Below are 18,895 nucleotides of genomic sequence, written 5' to 3' on the forward strand. Positions count from 1 at the left end.
TCATGGCCCGTCGCCCGCCAAGAACCCTCAGCCAGGAGGACCGGAAACTTTGGTCAGCCGTGGCCCGAACCGTTGCCCCGGCACGGTTGCAAAAACCGCGGTTTGTGGACGAAGCCAAGGCCACCCCCACCCCAGCAAAACGCAAGCAAAGTTTCGAAGTTCAGGATTTCCGCATTGGCGAAACCGCGCGCGACATGATTCCGGGCAGTCAATTGGCCCCGTCAATCTCGGAGCGGTTGGCGCAGGCCCCGATCCAGATGGATCACGGCACACATAAGAAGATGCAGCGCGGCAAGCTGAAGCCAGAAGGGCGTATCGACCTGCATGGCATGACATTGGCACAGGCCCACCCTGCGCTGATCCGATTTATTCAATCCGCCCATGATGATGGCAAGCGGCTGCTTCTGGTCATCACCGGCAAGGGCAAACACCGCGATGATCCCGGCCCGATCCCGATACGCCGCGGGGTGTTGAAACATCAGGTGCCAAACTGGCTGCATGCACCGCCGCTTGGGCGGTTCGTTCTGGATATCCGCGAGGCGCATCTGCGCCATGGTGGAACCGGGGCCTATTACGTCTATTTGCGCCGGGCACGCTAGCAACAATACCCCTCACGCGTTCTGAACGCCCCATATCTGGCGTGATTTGCACATGGCATTTGCGATTGTGACGAGCTTTCGCGCGACGGCCATGGGCCCGCGCGTGCCCCCATCACGCCCGCAGCCGGCAATAGCGAGGCGATGAAAATCATATTGCGATACCCGACATCTGCCCCGGCATATGAAGATGGCGCGCAGAAAGCCGATGAACCCGGTCATTGAAGGTTGGGGGTCAGCAGAATCTGGGTTGCGTTTCGGATGGTCAGGACAGTTCCAGGCAACAGCCCAACGGGGTTCTCTGTTTGTGCGTTGCCAAAGGCAGGAATACCGCCAAGCAACCCGATCAACGTTGGTGAGGTGGCAAAGGTGGAATGGTTCGCCCAATCGCCGGGGCCGCCATCGAATTCCGACAGGTCAATCATGGTGATTTCAAACTCGGCCACATCCTCGACCGTGCCAAGCGTGCCAAGCCGGTTTTCACGCCCGGTGATCCCGGCCACCAGGCGAAGTGCCCGATCCTGGCGCGAGGTGAAAATGACAAAGGGCTGCGGCAAGGGGTCCAGCGCGCGGGCCTGGGACTGGAACACCTCGATGTCGATATCGGGTGAGATCAGGACCACCCCCGACAGGTCTCGCAGCACCGCGTCATCGCCCGAAATACGGATCTGGCGCAGGGTTTCCATGGTCAGGAACGCGCCGACCGAATGGCCGACCAGCAAGATACGATCAGCGCCAGCGGCGGAAAGATCGCGCAGGAACACCTCCAATGCGTCGCGAGAGAAGGTGGCGCTTTCCCGGTCAAACACATAGCCAAGGGGTTGGCCGGCACTGGGCCAGGAAAAATGCGTGACAATGCCCGGCGTATTATAATCATGCGCCAGTTGTGCCACCCGAAACAGACCCGAGGCAAAATTGTTGTTATAGCCGTGGATAAAGACCACGACTTCTCGGTCGCGGGCCGGAAGGGCGCGCAATTGGCGCGAAATATCGGCGCGGAACCCGGCATCGCTGACATAGCGATCTGCGCGTGACACGCCAAAATCGCGGCGCGGGTCAAACCGACCGCGCGCCCAGGAAATCTCTCCGACTTCGCGCTCAGGCGGGATCGAGACCTCGAACCGAGTATATTCCACCGCATCGCTGCGGCCGGCTGTGAACCGCTGATCTTCAAAGATGCGGTTGGTGGCAACAAACACGGTTCGGGTGGCCGAAATCTCGGCGCTGTCGGTCACCATGGCGATGCGGGGCGGATCGCCGCAGGCGGAAAGCAGCAATGCCAAGGCGAACAGCGTGTGTCGAATCATGGGGGCGGGGCCCGGAAAAATGCGGTGTCGCAGCCGCTATAGCACATAGCGCGCGATATCAGCGGATTTCATCAGCGCGCCCAGGTTTTCCTCTACAAATGCGGCATCCACGATCACCGCATCGCCGCCGCGGTCGGGCGCGGTAAAGCTCAGCTCCTCAAACACCCGCTCCATCACGGTATACAGTCTGCGCGCGCCGATATTCTCGACGCTCTGGTTTACTTCAGCCGCAATATTGGCCAGCACGGCGATGCCATCATCGGTAAAACTGACTTCGACCTCCTCGGTCGCCATCAGGGCGGTATATTGCCGGGTCAGGGCATTATCGGTTTCGGTCAGGATACGCACGAAATCCTCTTCGGTCAGGGGGCGCAGCTCAACCCTGATCGGCAGGCGGCCCTGAAGTTCGGGCAGCAGGTCGGACGGTTTGGCAGTATGGAACGCCCCGGAAGCGATGAAAAGGATATGATCGGTCTGGATGGGCCCGTGTTTGGTGGAAACGGTGGTGCCCTCGATCAACGGTAGCAGGTCGCGCTGCACGCCTTCACGGCTGACATCTGCCCCGCGGGCATCGGCCCGGGCGCAAACCTTGTCGATCTCATCCAGGAACACGATACCGTTCTGTTCGACAGCCTCCAGCGCCGCCTTGGTAACCTTCTCATCGTCCAGCAGCTTGTCGGCCTCTTCTCCGATCAGAATATCATAGCTTTCGCGCACCTTCAGTTTGCGCCGTGTGGTGCGCCCGCCAAAGGCTTTGCCGAACATGTCGCCCAGGTTCATCATGCCCATATTCTGGCCCGGCTGTCCCGGGATCTCGAACATGCTCATCGGGTTGGAATTGTCGGCCACATCCAGCTCGATCTCGTGATCATCCAGCAGCCCGGCCCGCAGCTTCTTGCGGAACATGTCGCGGGTCTGTTCACGGGCATCAGTTCCTGCGATGGCCTCGATCACCCGTTCCTCGGCCGCGGCTTCGGCCCGCGCCTTGACCTCTTCGCGCATCGTGGCGCGCTGTTGCAGGATCGCATTATCGACCAGATCGCGGATGATCTGTTCCACATCGCGGCCGACATAGCCGACTTCGGTGAATTTCGTGGCCTCGACCTTCAGAAACGGCGCATGGGCCAGTTTGGCCAAGCGACGGCTGATTTCGGTCTTGCCGACGCCCGTGGGCCCGATCATCAGGATGTTTTTTGGATAGACCTCATCGCGCAGATCGTCGGCCAGTTGCTTGCGCCGCCACCGGTTGCGCAGCGCCACGGCGACGGCGCGTTTGGCGTCTTTCTGGCCGATGACAAAACGGTCCAGTTCGCTGACGATTTCGCGCGGGGTCAGGTCGGTCATGGGGTGGGCTCCTCAAGTGGCGGCAATTCCCAGGGCGGAAGGCGGGTTTTGCCGGGAAAGGCGGGTAAAATAGTCATCAGGGCACGGCGGATGGCTTCCCATTTTGCCCCCAACAGAACAAGGCCGAGGCCAAGCAACAAAATAGCGATGAAGGCCTGGCCCTCGATCACCGTCATCGACAGCGCCACGATGTAACCCACGGCAGAAACCAGGAAAGACCGGCGGTCGATCACGATTGCGAAAACCGCCATCGCGGTAACGAAACCGATAAGCGCCAGTTGCGCCGGCAGGGTGCCGATCTCGAACAGGGTCAGTGCCACGGTGTTCACGATGGCGGGGGCAGCGACGATATGCAGCCAGAACCCGCTGGTGGCGCGGCGCGAAATGCGGTGCGGATCGCTCATATCGAACCACATCGCTATGGTCAGACCGACCAGCCCAAGCGCCATGGTCAGAATGGCAAAGGGGCCGTCATTGGTCAGCAGGAACATGTCGGTCGGGTCTTCGGGCAATGTGCCGCCGATCGAGACCAGGCCAAAACCCGTCATGAAAACGCCAACGGCGATCAACGCCATGGTAAAGGGCACCCGGAACAAAAGGTAGTAGACGCATAGCAGAACCGTGGCCGTGCCCGCAGCCATGGTAAGCCATTCCGGCAGGTTGGCGCGCATCATCCAGCCAAGTGATGCCCCCAACTGGCCCGCCGTCAGAGCGAAAAAGATCGCCAGCGCAATGGACGGGCCAACCATGCGGCGTTTGAGAGTGAAATAGCGGGCCAGCAGGGTAATCGTTGCCATTGCCACAACCGCATAGATCATCGTCAGGATGGATCCATTGCTGGTGAAACCGGTGAGTGTTGCGCCGGTCAGTCCAAGCCAGCCGCTGAACAGAATGGTCAGCCCGACGATAATGAAAACCTCGTTGAAACCCCGAAACAGTTCGAACGGTTCATCCAGCCCCGACATGTGTTGCCGAACGCCGCTGCGGGTTTGCGACAGCGCAATCAGCGACGCGGCCTGTGCTTCGGTCAGCATGCCTGCGCCCACGGCGGCGCGAAGGTCGTCGCGCGAGATAGCGGTCATTTTCCGATCCGCTCGACCGTCAGGTTTCCGTTGGTGTAGACACAGATATCGGCAGCGATGGCCATGGCCCGCCGCGCGATATCCTCGGCACCCCTGTCACTGTCGATCAGGGCGCGCGCAGCGGCCAACGCAAAATTGCCACCCGATCCGATGGCCGCGATGCCGTGTTCAGGCTCCAGAACGTCACCGGCCCCGGTGATCACCAGCAGATCGGTGCCATCGGTCACGATCAGCATCGCCTCCAGCTTTTGCAGGTATTTATCGGTGCGCCAATCCTTGGCCAGTTCAACGCTGGCGCGCGCCAATTGGCCGGGCGTTGCCTCCAGCTTGGCCTCAAGACGTTCGAGCAGAGTGAACGCATCGGCGGTCGATCCGGCAAATCCCGCCACAACGTCATATCCACCGGGCGACAGGCGGCGCACTTTCTTGGCGGTTCCCTTGATGACGGTTTGGCCAAGGCTGACCTGACCGTCCCCGGCGACCACAACTTCGCCGCCCTTGCGAACGCCGATTATGGTCGTGCCGTGCCAGCCCGGAAAAATTGATGTGCTCATGGCGCTCTCCTTCTGGGGCCATATATGACCCCCGGCGAAAGCGGTCACAAGGGCAGGTCAGGAACACTTGATCGCTCATATTTGATCGCCTGTAACAAATTATCCGGGTCATTCGGGAATGGAACCGTTTATACAACAGGCACACCTTAACAAGGAGCACCTAAATGATCCGCAATCTTACTCTTGTCACCGCACTTCTGGCGGCACCGATGGCCTATGCCGACAGCGATGATGGCCCCTCTGGCGATGCCGCGGCGGGCGAAGCTGCATTTCGGTCCTGTATTGCCTGCCATGTCGTGCGCAATGATGATGGTGAGGTTCTTGTAGGTCGTAACGGCCGCACCGGCCCCAATCTTTTTGGCATTGCAGGTCGCGCGGCGGGATCAGTCGAAGGCTTCCGCTATAGCCCCGCAATGGTTGCCGCGGCCGAAGCCGGTCTGGTCTGGTCTGAAGAAACCTTTGAAGAATATGTCCCGAATGCAACCGAATTCCTGCGCGAATATACCGGGCAGGACGGCGTGCGCAGCTCGATGTCTCCGCAGCGCGCGAGTGAGGAAGATATCGCCAATATCTGGGCCATGCTGGTGTCGCTGGCCCCGATGATGATGGATGATGATGATATGATGGATGATGACGACATGATGGAGGAGGAAGAATCCTCCGATTGATTTTCCAACCCATCAGATTGTAACGGGCGGCCGATCGGGCCGCCCGGTTTCATTTGTTCAACAGAAAAAGGGCGCCCCGCCGGGACGCCCTCGGATTTCAATGGGGTCTGATCGGATCAGGCCAGCGCGCGCTCGATTTCCTCGCGCTCGAAGATCTCGATGACATCGCCTTTGCGGATATCGTCGTAATTTTCGAATGCCATGCCGCATTCCTGACCGGACTGAACCTCTTTCACCTCATCCTTGAAGCGTTTGAGGGTTTTCAGCGTGCCTTCGTGGATCACCACATTGTCGCGCAGCAGACGCACCCCGGCAGACCGGCGAGCGATGCCTTCGGTCACCAGACAACCGGCGACATTGCCAATGCCAGTGACGCGGAACGTGTCTTTGATCTCGGCATATCCGATGAAGTTTTCCCGCACTTCGGCAGACAAAAGACCGGAGGCCGCCGCTTTTACGTCGTCAACCAGATCGTAGATCACCGAGTAGTAGCGGATTTCGACGCCTTTCTGGTTGGCCGCACTGCGTGCCGGCGCATTGGCCCGCACGTTAAAGCCAATCACAGGCGCGCCGGACGCTTCGGCAAGCGTGATATCGGATTCGGTGATGGCTCCAACGCCCGAATGCAGCATCCGCACGCGAACTTCTTCATTGCCGATCTTGTCCAGCGCCTGTGCGATGGCCTCGGCCGAACCCTGAACATCCGCTTTCACCAGCACCGGCAATTCGGCGACGCTTTCATCGGCCTTGGCTTTTGCCAGCAGCTGATCCAGCGTCGTGGCCGCCCCGGCAGCAGCGCGTTTGTCCTTGGCCGCCTGTTTGCGGTAATCAGCGATTTCGCGCGCTTGCGCTTCGGTATCAACGACGTTCAGAACATCCCCCGCTTCGGGCGTGCCGTTCAGGCCCAGAACCTCGACCGGCACCGAAGGCCCGGCCTCTTTCACACGGTCGCCCTGATCGTTGATCAGCGCCCGGACCTTGCCCCATTGTTCGCCCACGACAAAGATATCGCCCTGCCTCAGCGTGCCGTTTTGCACCAGAACCGTGGCCACAGGGCCGCGTCCGACATCCAGCTGCGCTTCGATAACGGCCCCATGCGCGGCGCGATCGGGGTTGGCTTTCAGTTCCAGAATCTCGGCCTGCAAGGCGATGGATTCCAGCAATTCATCCAGGCCCTGGCCGGTCACGGCCGAAACCTCGACATCCTGAACTTCGCCCGACATCGCCTCGACGACAACTTCATGCTGCAACAAATCGGTGCGCACCTTGTTCGGGTCGGCGGCGGGTTTGTCGATCTTGTTGATGGCAACGATCATCGGCACACCTGCCGCCTTGGCATGGTGGATCGCCTCAACCGTTTGCGGCATCACGGCATCATCTGCGGCAACGACCAGCACCACGATATCTGTCACCTGTGCCCCGCGGGCCCGCATCGAGGTGAACGCCGCATGGCCGGGCGTATCCAGAAAGCAGAGCACCGCGCCGGTGTCGGTGGTCACCTGATAGGCCCCGATATGCTGCGTGATGCCACCTGCTTCGCCGGCGACAACCTTGGTATTGCGGATCGCGTCCAGCAGCGATGTCTTGCCGTGATCGACATGGCCCATAATGGTGATAACCGGCGGGCGCGGGACCAGATCTTCGTCCTTGTCATCAATCGAATCGATTACCTGTTCCACGTCGGAATCGGAAACCCGGACCATCTTGTGGCCAAACTCCTCGACGATCAGTTCAGCGGTATCCTGATCAACCGGCTGGTTCTGGGTGACCATGAGCCCCATGTTCATCAGGGCCTTGACCACATCTGCGACACGTTCAGCCATGCGGTTGGCAAGTTCGGACACGATAATCGATTCCGGCACCTGAACGTCACGGATGATCTTTTCACGCTCGACAGGTCCACCCATGGCCTTTTGCCGGGCGCGTTCCTGTTTCCGCTTCATCGCTGCCATCGACCGGTGCCGACCGCCTTCGCCGCCGGTCAGGGCCTGGTTCACCGTCAATTTGCCGGTGCGGCGACCGTCGCGTTCACCGCCCTTGTTGCGTCCGCCCTTGTCGTCACGGTCCTTGTCGCGACGCGATGGGGTGGGCGTTCCGGGTTTGTTGACCGGCGCACGTTGCGAGGCCGCGGCTGATTTTGCCGGCGCAGGGGCCGCAGCGGCGGTTTGACCGGCAGTGCGGCGGGCTTGTTCTTCTGCCTGGCGGCGTTCGTCATCCTCGGCCTTGGTCTTCAGCGCCTCGACGCGCTCGCGCTCGGCGCGTTCCTTGGCCTCGATATCGGCGCGGCGGCGGTTGCGTTCTTCTTCGCGCTCACGCTCGATGCGGGCGCGGGTTTCGGCCTCTTCGACTTCGCGTGATTTCGCAGCCTTGATTGCCTTCAGGCGGCGCTCCATCTCGGCGTCGGAAATGCCCGAGGGTCGCTTGGTGGTTTCACCCGATCCGCTGCCACCCGATGCACCGGGCCTGGGCACCACGACACGTTTGCGCTTGGTTTCTACCACAACGCTTTTGGTTCGCCCGCGCGAAAAGCTCTGGTTCACACGGCCATTGCGTGCGCCGCCAGATAGCCCCAGTGTTTTTTTACCGTCTTGATCGCTCATCCGTCTTTCGCATCCTTCTCGGCGATAGTTTCGCCGTATGTGCCGCGCAGGCCTCGCAGCTTCGAGGCCTCCTCTACAACACGTCGTTCGAGTCCACCAGCCGCAAGCGCGCCATGTATCACACTTTGGCGGCCGAATGCCAAACCCAATTCCTGCGCCGTCAGGCAGCCGAAGTATCGAGCACCTTCTGGCGTCCAGAGTTTCGTTTTCCCCCGCTCGGACCCGTCAGAGGCCTGAAGCAGAACCTTGGCCCGCCCATCGGCCAGCCAACCCTTTACTTTTTCGAACCCGCAAACCGCCCGGCCCGATTTCCGGGCCAGTGAAATCAGATCCACAACGCGGCGTGCCAGCCCGGCCTCGACCTGTTGAATCAAACCATCGGGCAGCGTGACCATTTGCTTGGCCCCTCGGCTGAACAGGTTCTTGTCAACCGCCTTGGCCAGCGCTGCGGGATCGGCCGAAACCCAGATCCCCCTGCCGGGCAGCTTTTCCAGCAGGTCCGGCACAATCACATTATCCGGCCCCACAACAAAGCGGATCAGCCCCGATTTGGGCTGGCTTTCGCCGGTTGCGATGCAGCGCCTTTCGGCTTCATCGCGCGATTTGGTTTGGCCGCCCCGGGTCATTCCGGTCAGATTCCGAAGCCTGAGATCAGGCTTCGGCCTCCTCTTCCAGTGCGGCGGCGGCGGCTTCCGCCTCGGCTGCGGCACGTTCTTCAAGTTCCTCGATGGTCACCCATCCCAATTGCAGGCGCGCGGTCATTACCATGTTCTGCGCTTCTTCCATGCTGACGTCGAATTTTTCCAACAGCCCGTCATCCTTGACGCGCTGCCCGTCGACCGTTGTCCAGCCACCGGCCAGTTCCCAATCGGCGCAGGTTGCGAAATCATCCAGCGTTTTCACGCCATCCTCGCCCAATGCCTCCAGCATCTGGGGTGTAAGACCCTCGAAATCAATCAGGCTTTGTTCCACACCCAGTTCCTTGGCGCGTTCCAGGGCCTGTCTGTTCAGTTCTTCCAGATGGTCGCGGGCGCGGGCCTGAAGCTCCTTGGCGGTATCTTCATCGACGCCATCAATGACCAGCAGTTCATTTTGGTCGACATAGGCCACTTCCTCAAGCGAGGTGAAGCCTTCGGCAACCAGAAGCTGCGCGAAAAATTCATCCAGATCGAGGTTGTCCATGAAGATCTGCGTGCGCTCGGCAAACTCAGCCTGACGACGCGTGCTTTCTTCTTCTTCTGTCAGAATGTCGATATCGAGGCCGGTCAGCTGGCTGGCCAGACGCACGTTCTGACCGCGGCGGCCAATGGCAAGGCTCAACTGGTCATCGGGAACGACAACTTCAATCTTGCCGGCGTCCTCGTCCAGAACCACCTTGCTCACTTCGGCGGGCTGCAACGCGTTCACCAGAAACGTCGGCTGATCATCGTTCCACGGGATGATGTCGATCTTTTCACCCTGAAGCTCGTTCACCACCGCCTGCACCCGGCTGCCGCGCATGCCGACACAGGCCCCGACCGGATCAATGGAGCTGTCATAGGAAATGACGGCGATCTTGGCGCGGCTGCCGGGGTCGCGGGCCACGGCCTTGATCTCGATAATGCCATCATAGATTTCGGGCACTTCCATCTTGAACAGTTCGGCCATAAATTCCGGCGCGGTGCGCGACAGAAAGATCTGCGGCCCGCGCGGTTCGCGGCGGACATCCTTGATATAGACGCGGATCCGGTCATTCGGGCGATAGCTTTCGCGGCCGATCTTCTCGTTGCGGCGCAGAACGGCCTCGCCCCGGCCGATATCGACGATGACATTGCCGTATTCTTCGCGCTTGACCTGGCCGTTGATGATGGTGCCGGCGCGGTCCTTGAATTCCTCGTATTGGCGATCGCGTTCGGCTTCGCGAATCTTCTGAAGGATGACCTGTTTGGCCGATTGCGCGGCGATCCGGCCCATTTCCACAGGCGGCACTTCGTCGATGATCTCATCGCCGATCACCGCACCCTCCTTGATTTCCTGCGCTTCTTTCACGTTCAGCTCGGTAAAGTGGTTTTCAACCTCCTCGACCACCGTGCGCACACGGGTGAAGGTTGCTTTGCCGGTTTTGCGGTCGATATGGACCCGGATATCCAGTTCAGACCCGTAGCGCGATTTGGCCGCGCGGGCGAGGGATTCCTCCATAGCCTCGACCACCAGAACGGGGTCGATCATCTTTTCCCGGGCCACGGCCTCGGCGGTTTGCAAAAGCTCCAGCTGGTTTGCACTGGTAATGGCCATGTCTCAGTCCTCCGCCTCGTTGGGCATGTCTGTTTCGATCTCGTCAAACTGGGTTTCGTCGATGATGCCGGCGGCCTTGCGTTGGCGCAGCATTTCAGTAATCAGGTCGTCGGTCAGCACCAGCTTGGCATCGCTGAGCCAGTCGAATTGCAATCCGATGGTCATGGGGTCCGCGCCGTCCGTATCGAGATTGACCAGCACTTCGTCGCCCTCAACACCGGCCAGCACGCCCTTGAAGCGGCGGCGTCCGTCGATCATTTCGGTGGTTTCAAGCTTGGCCTCATAGCCCTGCCAGGTGTCGAAATCCTTCAGCCGGGTCAGCGGCCGGTCGATGCCGGGGCTGGACACTTCCAGCGCGTAATTATCTTCGATCGGGTCTTCCACATCCATCAAGGCGCTGATGGCGGCGGATATCTGCCCGCATTCATCCACGCTGATGCTGCCATCGGGGCGCTCAGCCATGATTTGCAGGGTTTGGGTCTTGCCGCTCATCAACCGGATACGCACCAGTTCGAACCCCATCCCCTCGATCATGGGGGTGAGGATACCGGCCAGGCGTTTGTCGATTGCGGTTTTGGCGATCAGGTCTGACATGGGTTCCAAGCACAAAAAAACGGGCGCGCGGCCCGTTGATATTTCCCGGTGGAGCGTTGGGGGTGGAGGCCGACGCGCCGCTGTTAAGGGGGATATAGGGGAGAACAGCAGCGGGCGCAAGTCACCCGCACGTCACCCGCGTAATAATACCGATCAGATACCTGACTTCACCCGAAACATTCTGGCGCATCGCGCAACTGGCCCATTGAAACGCCGCCGCGTTTGCCACAGGCTTGGCCCAACGCGACATGTTACAGGAGGATGTGAAGATGCGCACCCGAGCCGCCGTTGCCCTGGAAGCCGGAAAACCGCTGCAAGTGATGGACGTCAACCTCGAGGGCCCCAGGGCGGGCGAGGTTCTGGTCGAGATCAAGGCCACCGGTATTTGCCATACCGATGAATTCACCCGCTCGGGCGCAGACCCCGAAGGCATCTTCCCGGCCATATTGGGCCATGAGGGTGCGGGCGTGGTGCTTGAGGTCGGGCCGGGGGTAGAATCGCTCAAACCCGGCGATCATGTGATCCCGCTCTATACGCCGGAATGCCGCGAATGCGAGTATTGTCTGAACCCAAAGACCAACCTCTGCCAGTCGATCCGCACCACGCAGGGGCAAGGGCTGATGCCCGATGGCACGACGCGGTTTTCGATGCTCGATGGCACGCCGATCTATCATTATATGGGCTGCTCGACTTTTGCGAACCATACCGTGGTGCCCGAAATAGCGCTGGCCAAGGTCCGCAAGGACGCACCGTTCGACAAGATCTGCTATATCGGCTGCGGTGTGACCACCGGCATCGGTGCCGTGATCAACACGGCCAAGGTCGAGATCGGGTCCCGCGGCATCGTCTTTGGTTTGGGCGGTATCGGCCTGAACGTCATTCAGGGCCTGCGCCTGGCCGGGGCCGATCAGATTGTCGGCGTTGATCTGAATGAAGACAAGGCCGAGATGGCCACCCGATTCGGCATGACCGATTTCGTGAACCCGGCCAAGGTCGAGGGCGATCTGGTTGCCCATCTGGTCGAACTGACCGGCGGCGGGGCCGATTACACCTTTGACGCCACCGGCAATGTGCAGGTGATGCGGACAGCACTTGAGGCCAGCCACAAGGGTTGGGGCGAATCGGTGATCATCGGCGTAGCCCCCGCAGGGGCCGAAATCGCTACCCGGCCTTTTCAGCTGGTCACCGGCCGGACCTGGAAAGGAACGGCCTTTGGTGGCGCGCGTGGGCGGACCGAACTGCCCGGGATCGTTGATTGGTATATGGATGGCAAGATCGAGATTGACCCGATGATCACCCACGTTCTCAGCCTGGATGACATCAACAAGGGGTTCGACCTGATGCATTCAGGTGAATCCATCCGCGCCGTTGTGGTATATTGAACCCTGCGCCCCGGTCCAGAACGGACCGGCCGCTATTTCTAACCAGGAGGATTGAAATGAAACATTCCCTGATGATTGCCGGGCTTGGCCTGGCGCTGACAGCAGGCGCTGCCGGTGCCGAAGGCTGGACGGTCACCGATCTGGGTTCGCTGGATGACCGCGCCGAATGCATGCGGTTGGCCGAGGCAACGGTTGATGCCTATCGGGCGACCTATGGCGGCGACGGCTTTACCGGGCGCAGCGAATGGACCATTGGCGGCTATGATCTGCGCGGCGATGTTGTCGATGCCTTGTTCATGTGCCCGATCGAGGCCGGTCTGGTTGCGCCTTTCCTGATTGTCTACAACTCGGATGGCGACAATGACGCGCGCGAAGCCATTGCTGAACGGCTGGAGGATATCTGGGACCAACAGATCTCCGGTGTTCCCGCCCCCGCCCCCGCCCCCGGACCGTCGGATCCGTCGAAATAAAATGCCGCAGCGCTGCGGCGGGCCGTGGCGCTGCCCTTTCTCCCTCTGATCGAGCACCCAACAAAAATGACCCGAGACATGCCGTTGCTTGCCGTTTTGATCGACGCCGACAACACATCCTATAAACACGCCAAGCCGGTATTTGATGAAATCGCCCGGTTTGGCGAGGCCAGCGTGCGCCGCATCTACGGCGATTTCTCGTCCGGGCAGATGAAGGGCTGGTCCTCTGTGCAGGCCGAGCTGGGGATTGTGCCACATCACCAGCCTGCCAATACGGTCGGCAAGAACGCCTCCGATATCGCCTTGGTGATCGACGCGATGGACCTGATGCATTCGGGCCGCTTTGACGGCTTTGTTCTGGTCAGTTCCGACAGTGATTTCACCCGGCTGGCCAGCCGCATCCGGGAACAGGGGCTGGATGTGTTCGGGATCGGCGAAAAAAAGACGCCAGAGGCCTTCCGCAATGCCTGCAAACGGTTCCTGTTCGTCGAAAACCTGTCAGGGCTGCCCGCCCCGAATGACCGTTCGGCCAGCAAACCGAACACGCAGCTGTTGAACGATGCGCGAAACCTGATTGTCCGGGCCATGGACGCGATTGATCAGGAAAGCGACTGGGTCAATCTGGGCACCATCGGTCAGGCCATCATCGCGGCAAAGCCTGATTTCGACACCCGCACCTATGGCAAGGCCAAACTGTCGGATCTGGTGGGAGAAATCAAAACGCTTGAAACCAAGCGCGGCGACGGCAATTCAATTCTGGTTCGTCGCCTCGACTGAGGGGTGCCGCCGATACCGGGCCAGAAATGTCGCCACCGCTTCTGATGCGATATGGTCGACCTCCTCGGGCGAGACCTGATCGGCAACTCCAAACAGAAGTTTCAGCAACAGATCGGTTCGGCACAATTGCAGCAACTGATCGGCGGCGACATAGCTATCCTTGATATCCAGTTCAGCCCGCGCCCGCGGGCTTTCGAGATAGGCGATGATCTGATCCTGGGAATTTTTCGGGCCGCTTTCATAGAAGGCCTTACCAAGCTCGGGAAAGCGCGTTGATTCGGCCACACAAAGGCGAAACATCTGAAGCGCGAAACCGGTCAGAAAAAACGACACGAATGAATGCGCGATGGCGTGGATCGCATCGGGCACGGGTTTTTGCAGGATCTCGTCCGCCATGGCGTTGCTGGCCTGTGACTGGCAATCACTGGTGATAACGGCCAGAAAAAGCGACTGCTTATCGGGGAAATAGCTGTAAAGCGTGGCCTTTGATACACCGGCATCGCGGGCAATTTCATCGACGCTGGCCCCTTCGAACCCTTCGCGCATGAAGACCGAGCGGGCACCCTCCAGAACCTGGTCAAACTTGCGGCCTTTGCGCAGTGGGGCGTTCACCTTGGTCGTCCTTTTCGGTTGGAGCCTGAAAAATAGACTGATCTGTTCAGTTCCGCAAGCGATGCCGGTGCTGGACAGCCTCGCAGCGATGGCCTAGCCCTTGCGGAAATGATCGAGATCTTTTTGAAAACCCTGCCCTTCTTTGGGCTGATTGCCTTGGGCTATCAAGCTGGTCGGACCGGGTTTTTTACGGCCGAAGCCACCGCCTATCTGACCAAATTCGTGTTTTACTTTGCCCTCTCTGCAATGCTGTTCAACTTTGCGGCCAATCTGTCGATTTCGGAGATTTTCAATTGGTGGTTTGTCGCGGCCTATCTTCTGGGCAGCGGAATTGTGTATCTGCTGGCCACCATGGTGGCGATGATCCGCCGTGTCGGGATCGCCGAGGCTGCGGTCGAAGCTCAATGCGCGGTCATTGGCAATACCGGGTTTCTGGGCGTGCCGATGCTGGTGGCCTTGATGGGCGAAGCTGCCGCAGGCCCCATTTTGATGGTTCTGACCATCGACCTCGTGGTGTTTTCCAGCCTGATCACAATCCTGATCACAGGGTCTCGTGACGGGCGCATGTCGCTTGGTGTGCTGAAAACGGTGAGTCTTGGGCTGGTCAAAAATCCGATGATCATGGCCATCAGCCTCGGCCTGATTTTTTCCAGCCTGTCGGTGCCCGTTCCAGATGTTGCCAATGAATTTCTGATCATTCTGGGGGCCGCTGCCACGCCCGGCGCGCTGTTTGCCATCGGCGCGTCATTGGCCACCAAATCAGCAGAACGCATGACGGTCGCGGCATGGCTCAGCTTTTGCAAATTGCTGCTGCACCCGGCGGCGGTGGCCTTTGCGGCGCTGGTGCTGTTCCCGGTAGCCGCCTTCGATGCCGGGGTCATGATTGCCGCCGCATCCCTGCCGGTTGCGGGCAACGTCTATATCCTGGCGCAACATTACGGCGTTGCCCCACAGCGCGTTTCAGCCTCGATTCTGATTTCAACGGCGCTGTCCATCGTTACGGTCTCGCTTGTGATTGGCTGGGTCACACCCTTGTTGTGAAGGCTTGCCGCCTCCGGCCCCGCGCGATAGGCCTGAGACCGATCGAGACAGGAGAACATGCATGGAAACTCTTTCTGAAAATCGTTGCTTCGGCGGCACCCAGGGCGTATATCGCCATGCTTCCAGTGCAACCGCAACCGACATGACCTTCGGGTTGTTCCTGCCTGAGGAAGCCGCCGACATGCCGGTGCCGGTTTTGTGGTTTCTGTCGGGCCTGACCTGCACCCATGAAAATGCGATGGTCAAAGCCGGCGCGCAGCTCTGGGCCGCGGAACAGGGCATCGCTCTGGTCTTTCCCGATACTTCGCCGCGCGGCGCAGGCGTGGCCAATGACGAGGCTTACGATCTGGGCCAGGGTGCCGGGTTCTATGTCAATGCCACGCAAGACCCCTGGGCCGAGCATTTCCAGATGTGGGATTACATTACCGTGGATCTGCCGAACCAGATATTCGACCGATTCGCGCTGGACCCGGCCCGCCAGGGCATCACTGGCCATTCCATGGGTGGTCATGGTGCCCTGACAATTGCCATGTCACTGCCCGACCGCTTCGCCAGCGTGTCTGCCTTTGCGCCCATCTGCAACCCGACCGACAGCGATTGGGGCCGCAAACAATTCACCGCCTATCTGGGCGAAAACGAGGCCGATTGGGCAGCGCATGACGCCACGGTTCTGATGCGCGAACGCGGCTTTCCCGGCCCGGTTCTGATTGACACCGGCACCGCCGATCAGTTTGGCGATCTGCTGAAGACCGAGGCCCTGGCGCAGGCCATCGCGGAACGCCGGCAACACGCCACCTTGCGCCTGCAACCGGGCTATGACCATTCCTATTTCTTCATCTCCAGCTTTATCGAGGATCACATCTCGTTTCATGCCGAGGCGCTGTATGGGGTCACGGATTGACCATCGTGGCGGTTGTCTTTGATATCGGCAATGTGCTGATCGAATGGCAGCCGGAACGGTTCTATGATCGCGAAATAGGCACGGCACGGCGCCACCGGATGTTCGCCGCGGTCGATCTGCACGCGATGAATGACCGGGTCGATCGGGGTGAACCATTCCGCGACGTGATCTATGAAACGGCCGAGGCCTATCCAGAATTCCGCGACGAGATCCGCATGTGGCATGATCGCTGGATCGAACTTGCACAGCCCGCCATCCCGCATTCCGTGGCCCTGATGGGGCGGCTGCAAGCCGGCGGCGTTCCGGTCTTTGCCTTGTCGAATTTCGGCGTCGAGAACTTTGCCTATGCCCAGACCCAATATGATTTTCTCAACGCCTTTGACCGGCTCTATATCTCGGGCCAATTGCGGATGGCCAAACCCGACCCCGCGATTTACGCCCATGTCGAGCGAACCAGCGGCATCGCACCAGGTGATCTGTTATTTGCGGATGACAGGGCAGACAATATCGCAGCAGCAAAGGCGCGCGGCTGGCAGACGCATCTGTTTGACGGGCCGCAAAACTGGGCCCAACGGCTGATTTCAGAGCGGCTGTTGACCAAGGAGGAGGCCCGCCCGTGACCGGCGGGATCCGCATGATCGTCCGCTTGCCGCCGCCGTCCCTGCCATGCGCAGCCGGGGCCGCCGAGGGAAATCCTTTGACCATGTCGCAGGGCGCGCTCCGGGTCTGCTGAACGGGGCCTTGCGACCCGCAAGATCAGGTTTCTGGTGGCACAGGGGCACGGGTTCGCGTTACCACCCCCTGCATGGGACAGCATCTTCAGGCGATCTATGACACCCGCGTGGCCGAAGGCCTGTTGCGCCCCGACCCCGGCCAGCGCGAGGTGTTGCTGGTGCTGGAGGCGCTGCGCGAAACACTGGAAGACCGCCCCGTGCAGCCGCCAAAGGGTCTGCTCGGCCGGTTCTTCAAGCCGGTGATCCCCGAAGGCGTTCGCGGCGTTTACCTGTGGGGCGGTGTCGGGCGCGGCAAATCCATGCTGATGGACCTGTTTTATGCGCATGCAGCCATCGCCCAGAAACGCCGGGTGCATTTCCATGCCTTCATGCAGGAGATCCATGCCGGTCTGCATGAGGCACGCAAAACCGGCGTCGATGATGCGCTGAAACCGGTGGCCGATGCGGTGGCGAAAGACCTGCGGCTTTTGTGTTTCGACGAAATGCAGATCACCGATATCACCGATGCGATGATCGTGGGCCGCCTGTTTGAAATGCTGTTTCAGCAAGGCGTGGTGATCGTGGCGACCTCGAACCGTCCGCCCGATGATCTGTATAAGGACGGGCTGAACCGGCAGCTGTTCCTGCCCTTTATCGCGCTTCTGAAGGAAAAGCTGAGCGTGGTTGAGATTGCCGCCCTGACCGATTACCGGCAGGACCGGCTGGCAGGTGCGCAGACCTATTTCACACCCGCCAACGCTGCCGCCCGCGCGGCGATTGATGAGATCTGGAAAGATCTGACCGGCGGAAAAAGCGAAGAACTGGTGCTGGAGGTCAAAGGCCGCGAGGTGCATCTGCCGAAATACTGGGCCGGGATGGCGCGGATCGATTTCTGGGATCTTTGCGGTCGCCCGCTCGGCCCGGCCGATTATCTGGCATTGGCGGGGGCGGTAAAACTGCTGGTGCTGGAAAACGTGCCGCGGCTGGACAGCTCCAAATTCAATGAAGCGAAACGCTTTGTCACGCTGATTGATGCGCTTTACGAGGCGCAGACGCGGGTCATCATCTCGGCCGAGGATAGTCCGGAACGGCTCTATTGCGAAGGATCGGGCAGTTTCGAGTTTGAACGCACCGCGTCGCGGCTGCGCGAAATGCAGAGCGCGGATTGGGCCACCGAATAGGCCGCTATGTGCCGATCGGATCTGAACAGGCGATATTGTGACCTTGCGCTTGTGCCCCGGGCAGGATCAACTTCAATCCAATCCGGATCGCCCGAAATCTGTTCCTGTTCCCCCAAGCCAAGCCTGCGGACCCCCACACGTGCTCGATATCCTGAATCTTTCCAAGAGCTTTGACACCGCAGAGGGCCGCGTGCCCGTCTTGTGCGATATTTCGCTGTCAGTCGCGCCCGGTGACGCCTTGGTGCTGACGGGGGAAAGCGGGTCGGGGAAAAGCACGCTTCTGCATCTCATGGCGGGGCTGGATGATGCCGATAGCGGGCAGATCTTCTTTGAGGGGCAGGATCTGTTGGCAATGACCGATGCCGGGCGGGCGGCGGTCCGACGCAGCCGGATCGGGCTGGTGTTTCAGAAGTTCAATCTTGTGCCGTCTCTGACCGTGGCGCAGAATCTGGCGCTTCAGGCGCGGCTGGCAGGCAATCATGATGCGGCCCATGTCGCGCGCCTGGTCGCGCGGCTCGGCCTGTCGGGGCTGGAAAACCGCTATCCCGAACAGCTCTCTGGCGGGCAGCAGCAGCGGGTCGCCATCGGGCGGACGCTGGCCAACAACCCGCGGCTTGTGCTGGTCGATGAACCCACTGGCAATCTTGATGAACGAACCGGTGATACCGTGATGGCCCTGATGCATGAACTTGTGGCGGAATCCGGCGCGGCATTGGTAATGGCCACCCACTCACACCGGTTGGCCGCAGGTTTTGCCCGGCGCATTCATCTGCGCCACGGCCATTTGGAAACCTGCTGA

19 protein-coding genes are annotated in these 18,895 nt (G+C 60.3%); 10 read left to right on the forward strand and 9 right to left on the reverse strand.

The annotated features are described in order from the left end of the window. The first annotated feature begins 2 nt into the window (after positions 1-2). Positions 3-599: a Smr/MutS family protein gene (locus ACW8PS_RS04525; protein WP_491526101.1), complete on the forward strand. Its 597-nt coding sequence runs from the start codon at positions 3-5 to the stop codon at positions 597-599. A gap of 215 nt (positions 600-814) precedes the next feature. On the opposite strand, the gene ACW8PS_RS04530 is transcribed toward ACW8PS_RS04525, so the two are convergent. From ACW8PS_RS04530 to hslV, 4 genes are read right to left on the reverse strand one after another with little or no spacing between them, the layout of a single operon-like run. Then, on the reverse strand, positions 815-1,903 hold the full coding sequence (locus ACW8PS_RS04530; protein ID WP_491526102.1) for an alpha/beta hydrolase: 1,089 nt from the start codon (positions 1,901-1,903) through the stop codon (positions 815-817). 36 nt (positions 1,904-1,939) lie between these two features. Beyond that, positions 1,940-3,247 (reverse strand): ATP-dependent protease ATPase subunit HslU, encoded by a 1,308-nt coding sequence (hslU, locus tag ACW8PS_RS04535; protein WP_491526103.1) that lies wholly within the window; start codon positions 3,245-3,247, stop codon positions 1,940-1,942. Beyond that, complete coding sequence (locus ACW8PS_RS04540) at positions 3,244-4,329, reverse strand: hypothetical protein (RefSeq protein WP_491526104.1); 1,086 nt, start codon at positions 4,327-4,329, stop codon at positions 3,244-3,246. Before ACW8PS_RS04540 ends, hslU begins: the two co-directional genes overlap by 4 nt. After that, positions 4,326-4,883, reverse strand: a complete 558-nt coding sequence (gene hslV, locus ACW8PS_RS04545) for an ATP-dependent protease subunit HslV (RefSeq protein WP_491526106.1) — start codon at positions 4,881-4,883, stop codon at positions 4,326-4,328. The genes ACW8PS_RS04540 and hslV overlap by 4 nt, the downstream gene beginning before the upstream one ends. 164 nt (positions 4,884-5,047) lie before the next feature. On the opposite strand from hslV, the gene ACW8PS_RS04550 reads away from it, so the two are divergent. Beyond that, a complete protein-coding gene (locus tag ACW8PS_RS04550) occupies positions 5,048-5,551 on the forward strand; it encodes a c-type cytochrome (RefSeq protein ID WP_491526107.1) in 504 nt (167 codons plus the stop codon). A 116-nt stretch (positions 5,552-5,667) separates the two neighbouring features. Here the strand turns inward: ACW8PS_RS04550 and infB are convergent, their stop codons facing one another. From infB to rimP, 4 genes are read right to left on the reverse strand one after another with little or no spacing between them, the layout of a single operon-like run. Continuing rightward, complete coding sequence (gene infB / locus ACW8PS_RS04555; protein WP_491526108.1) at positions 5,668-8,151, reverse strand: translation initiation factor IF-2; 2,484 nt, start codon at positions 8,149-8,151, stop codon at positions 5,668-5,670. Further along, positions 8,148-8,777 carry an RNA-binding protein gene (locus ACW8PS_RS04560; protein ID WP_491526109.1) on the reverse strand — a complete coding sequence of 210 codons (630 nt, stop codon included), beginning with the start codon at positions 8,775-8,777 and terminating at the stop codon, positions 8,148-8,150. The genes infB and ACW8PS_RS04560 overlap by 4 nt, the downstream gene beginning before the upstream one ends. Before the next feature lie 25 nt (positions 8,778-8,802). After that, entirely contained in the window at positions 8,803-10,425 is a 1,623-nt protein-coding gene (gene nusA, locus ACW8PS_RS04565; RefSeq protein WP_491526110.1) for a transcription termination factor NusA, read from the reverse strand. Positions 10,426-10,428: 3 nt separating this feature from the next. After that, positions 10,429-11,019, reverse strand: coding sequence for a ribosome maturation factor RimP (rimP, locus tag ACW8PS_RS04570; RefSeq protein ID WP_491526111.1), 591 nt, complete (start codon positions 11,017-11,019; stop codon positions 10,429-10,431). Positions 11,020-11,288: 269 nt separating this feature from the next. On the opposite strand from rimP, the gene ACW8PS_RS04575 reads away from it, so the two are divergent. From ACW8PS_RS04575 to ACW8PS_RS04585, 3 genes are all read left to right on the forward strand, one after another. After that, positions 11,289-12,401 carry an S-(hydroxymethyl)glutathione dehydrogenase/class III alcohol dehydrogenase gene (locus tag ACW8PS_RS04575; protein WP_491526112.1) on the forward strand — a complete coding sequence of 371 codons (1,113 nt, stop codon included), beginning with the start codon at positions 11,289-11,291 and terminating at the stop codon, positions 12,399-12,401. 56 nt (positions 12,402-12,457) lie between these two features. Continuing rightward, positions 12,458-12,871, forward strand: coding sequence for a hypothetical protein (locus ACW8PS_RS04580; protein WP_491526113.1), 414 nt, complete (start codon positions 12,458-12,460; stop codon positions 12,869-12,871). Between the two features lie 66 nt (positions 12,872-12,937). After that, on the forward strand, positions 12,938-13,648 hold the full coding sequence (locus ACW8PS_RS04585; protein WP_491526114.1) for an NYN domain-containing protein: 711 nt from the start codon (positions 12,938-12,940) through the stop codon (positions 13,646-13,648). On the opposite strand, the gene ACW8PS_RS04590 is transcribed toward ACW8PS_RS04585, so the two are convergent. Beyond that, positions 13,622-14,260, reverse strand: a complete 639-nt coding sequence (locus ACW8PS_RS04590; protein WP_491526115.1) for a TetR/AcrR family transcriptional regulator — start codon at positions 14,258-14,260, stop codon at positions 13,622-13,624. The two genes, ACW8PS_RS04585 and ACW8PS_RS04590, sit on opposite strands and share 27 nt — an antisense overlap. Before the next feature lie 108 nt (positions 14,261-14,368). Here ACW8PS_RS04590 and ACW8PS_RS04595 point away from each other — a divergent pair, with 108 nt between their 5' ends. The 5 genes from ACW8PS_RS04595 to ACW8PS_RS04615 all read left to right on the forward strand — a co-directional run bounded on the left by ACW8PS_RS04595 (position 14,369) and on the right by ACW8PS_RS04615 (position 18,895). After that, positions 14,369-15,301 carry an AEC family transporter gene (locus ACW8PS_RS04595; protein WP_491526116.1) on the forward strand — a complete coding sequence of 311 codons (933 nt, stop codon included), beginning with the start codon at positions 14,369-14,371 and terminating at the stop codon, positions 15,299-15,301. Positions 15,302-15,362: 61 nt separating this feature from the next. Then, positions 15,363-16,202: an S-formylglutathione hydrolase gene (gene fghA / locus ACW8PS_RS04600; RefSeq protein WP_491526117.1), complete on the forward strand. Its 840-nt coding sequence runs from the start codon at positions 15,363-15,365 to the stop codon at positions 16,200-16,202. Next, a complete protein-coding gene (locus tag ACW8PS_RS04605; RefSeq protein ID WP_491526118.1) occupies positions 16,199-16,822 on the forward strand; it encodes an HAD family hydrolase in 624 nt (207 codons plus the stop codon). The genes fghA and ACW8PS_RS04605 overlap by 4 nt, the downstream gene beginning before the upstream one ends. A 185-nt stretch (positions 16,823-17,007) precedes the next feature. Continuing rightward, positions 17,008-18,096 carry a cell division protein ZapE gene (zapE, locus tag ACW8PS_RS04610; RefSeq protein WP_491526119.1) on the forward strand — a complete coding sequence of 363 codons (1,089 nt, stop codon included), beginning with the start codon at positions 17,008-17,010 and terminating at the stop codon, positions 18,094-18,096. Positions 18,097-18,235: 139 nt separating this feature from the next. Continuing rightward, positions 18,236-18,895, forward strand: a complete 660-nt coding sequence (locus tag ACW8PS_RS04615; protein WP_491526121.1) for an ABC transporter ATP-binding protein — start codon at positions 18,236-18,238, stop codon at positions 18,893-18,895.

The sequence above is a fragment of the Alterinioella sp. genome (assembly GCF_058343375.1).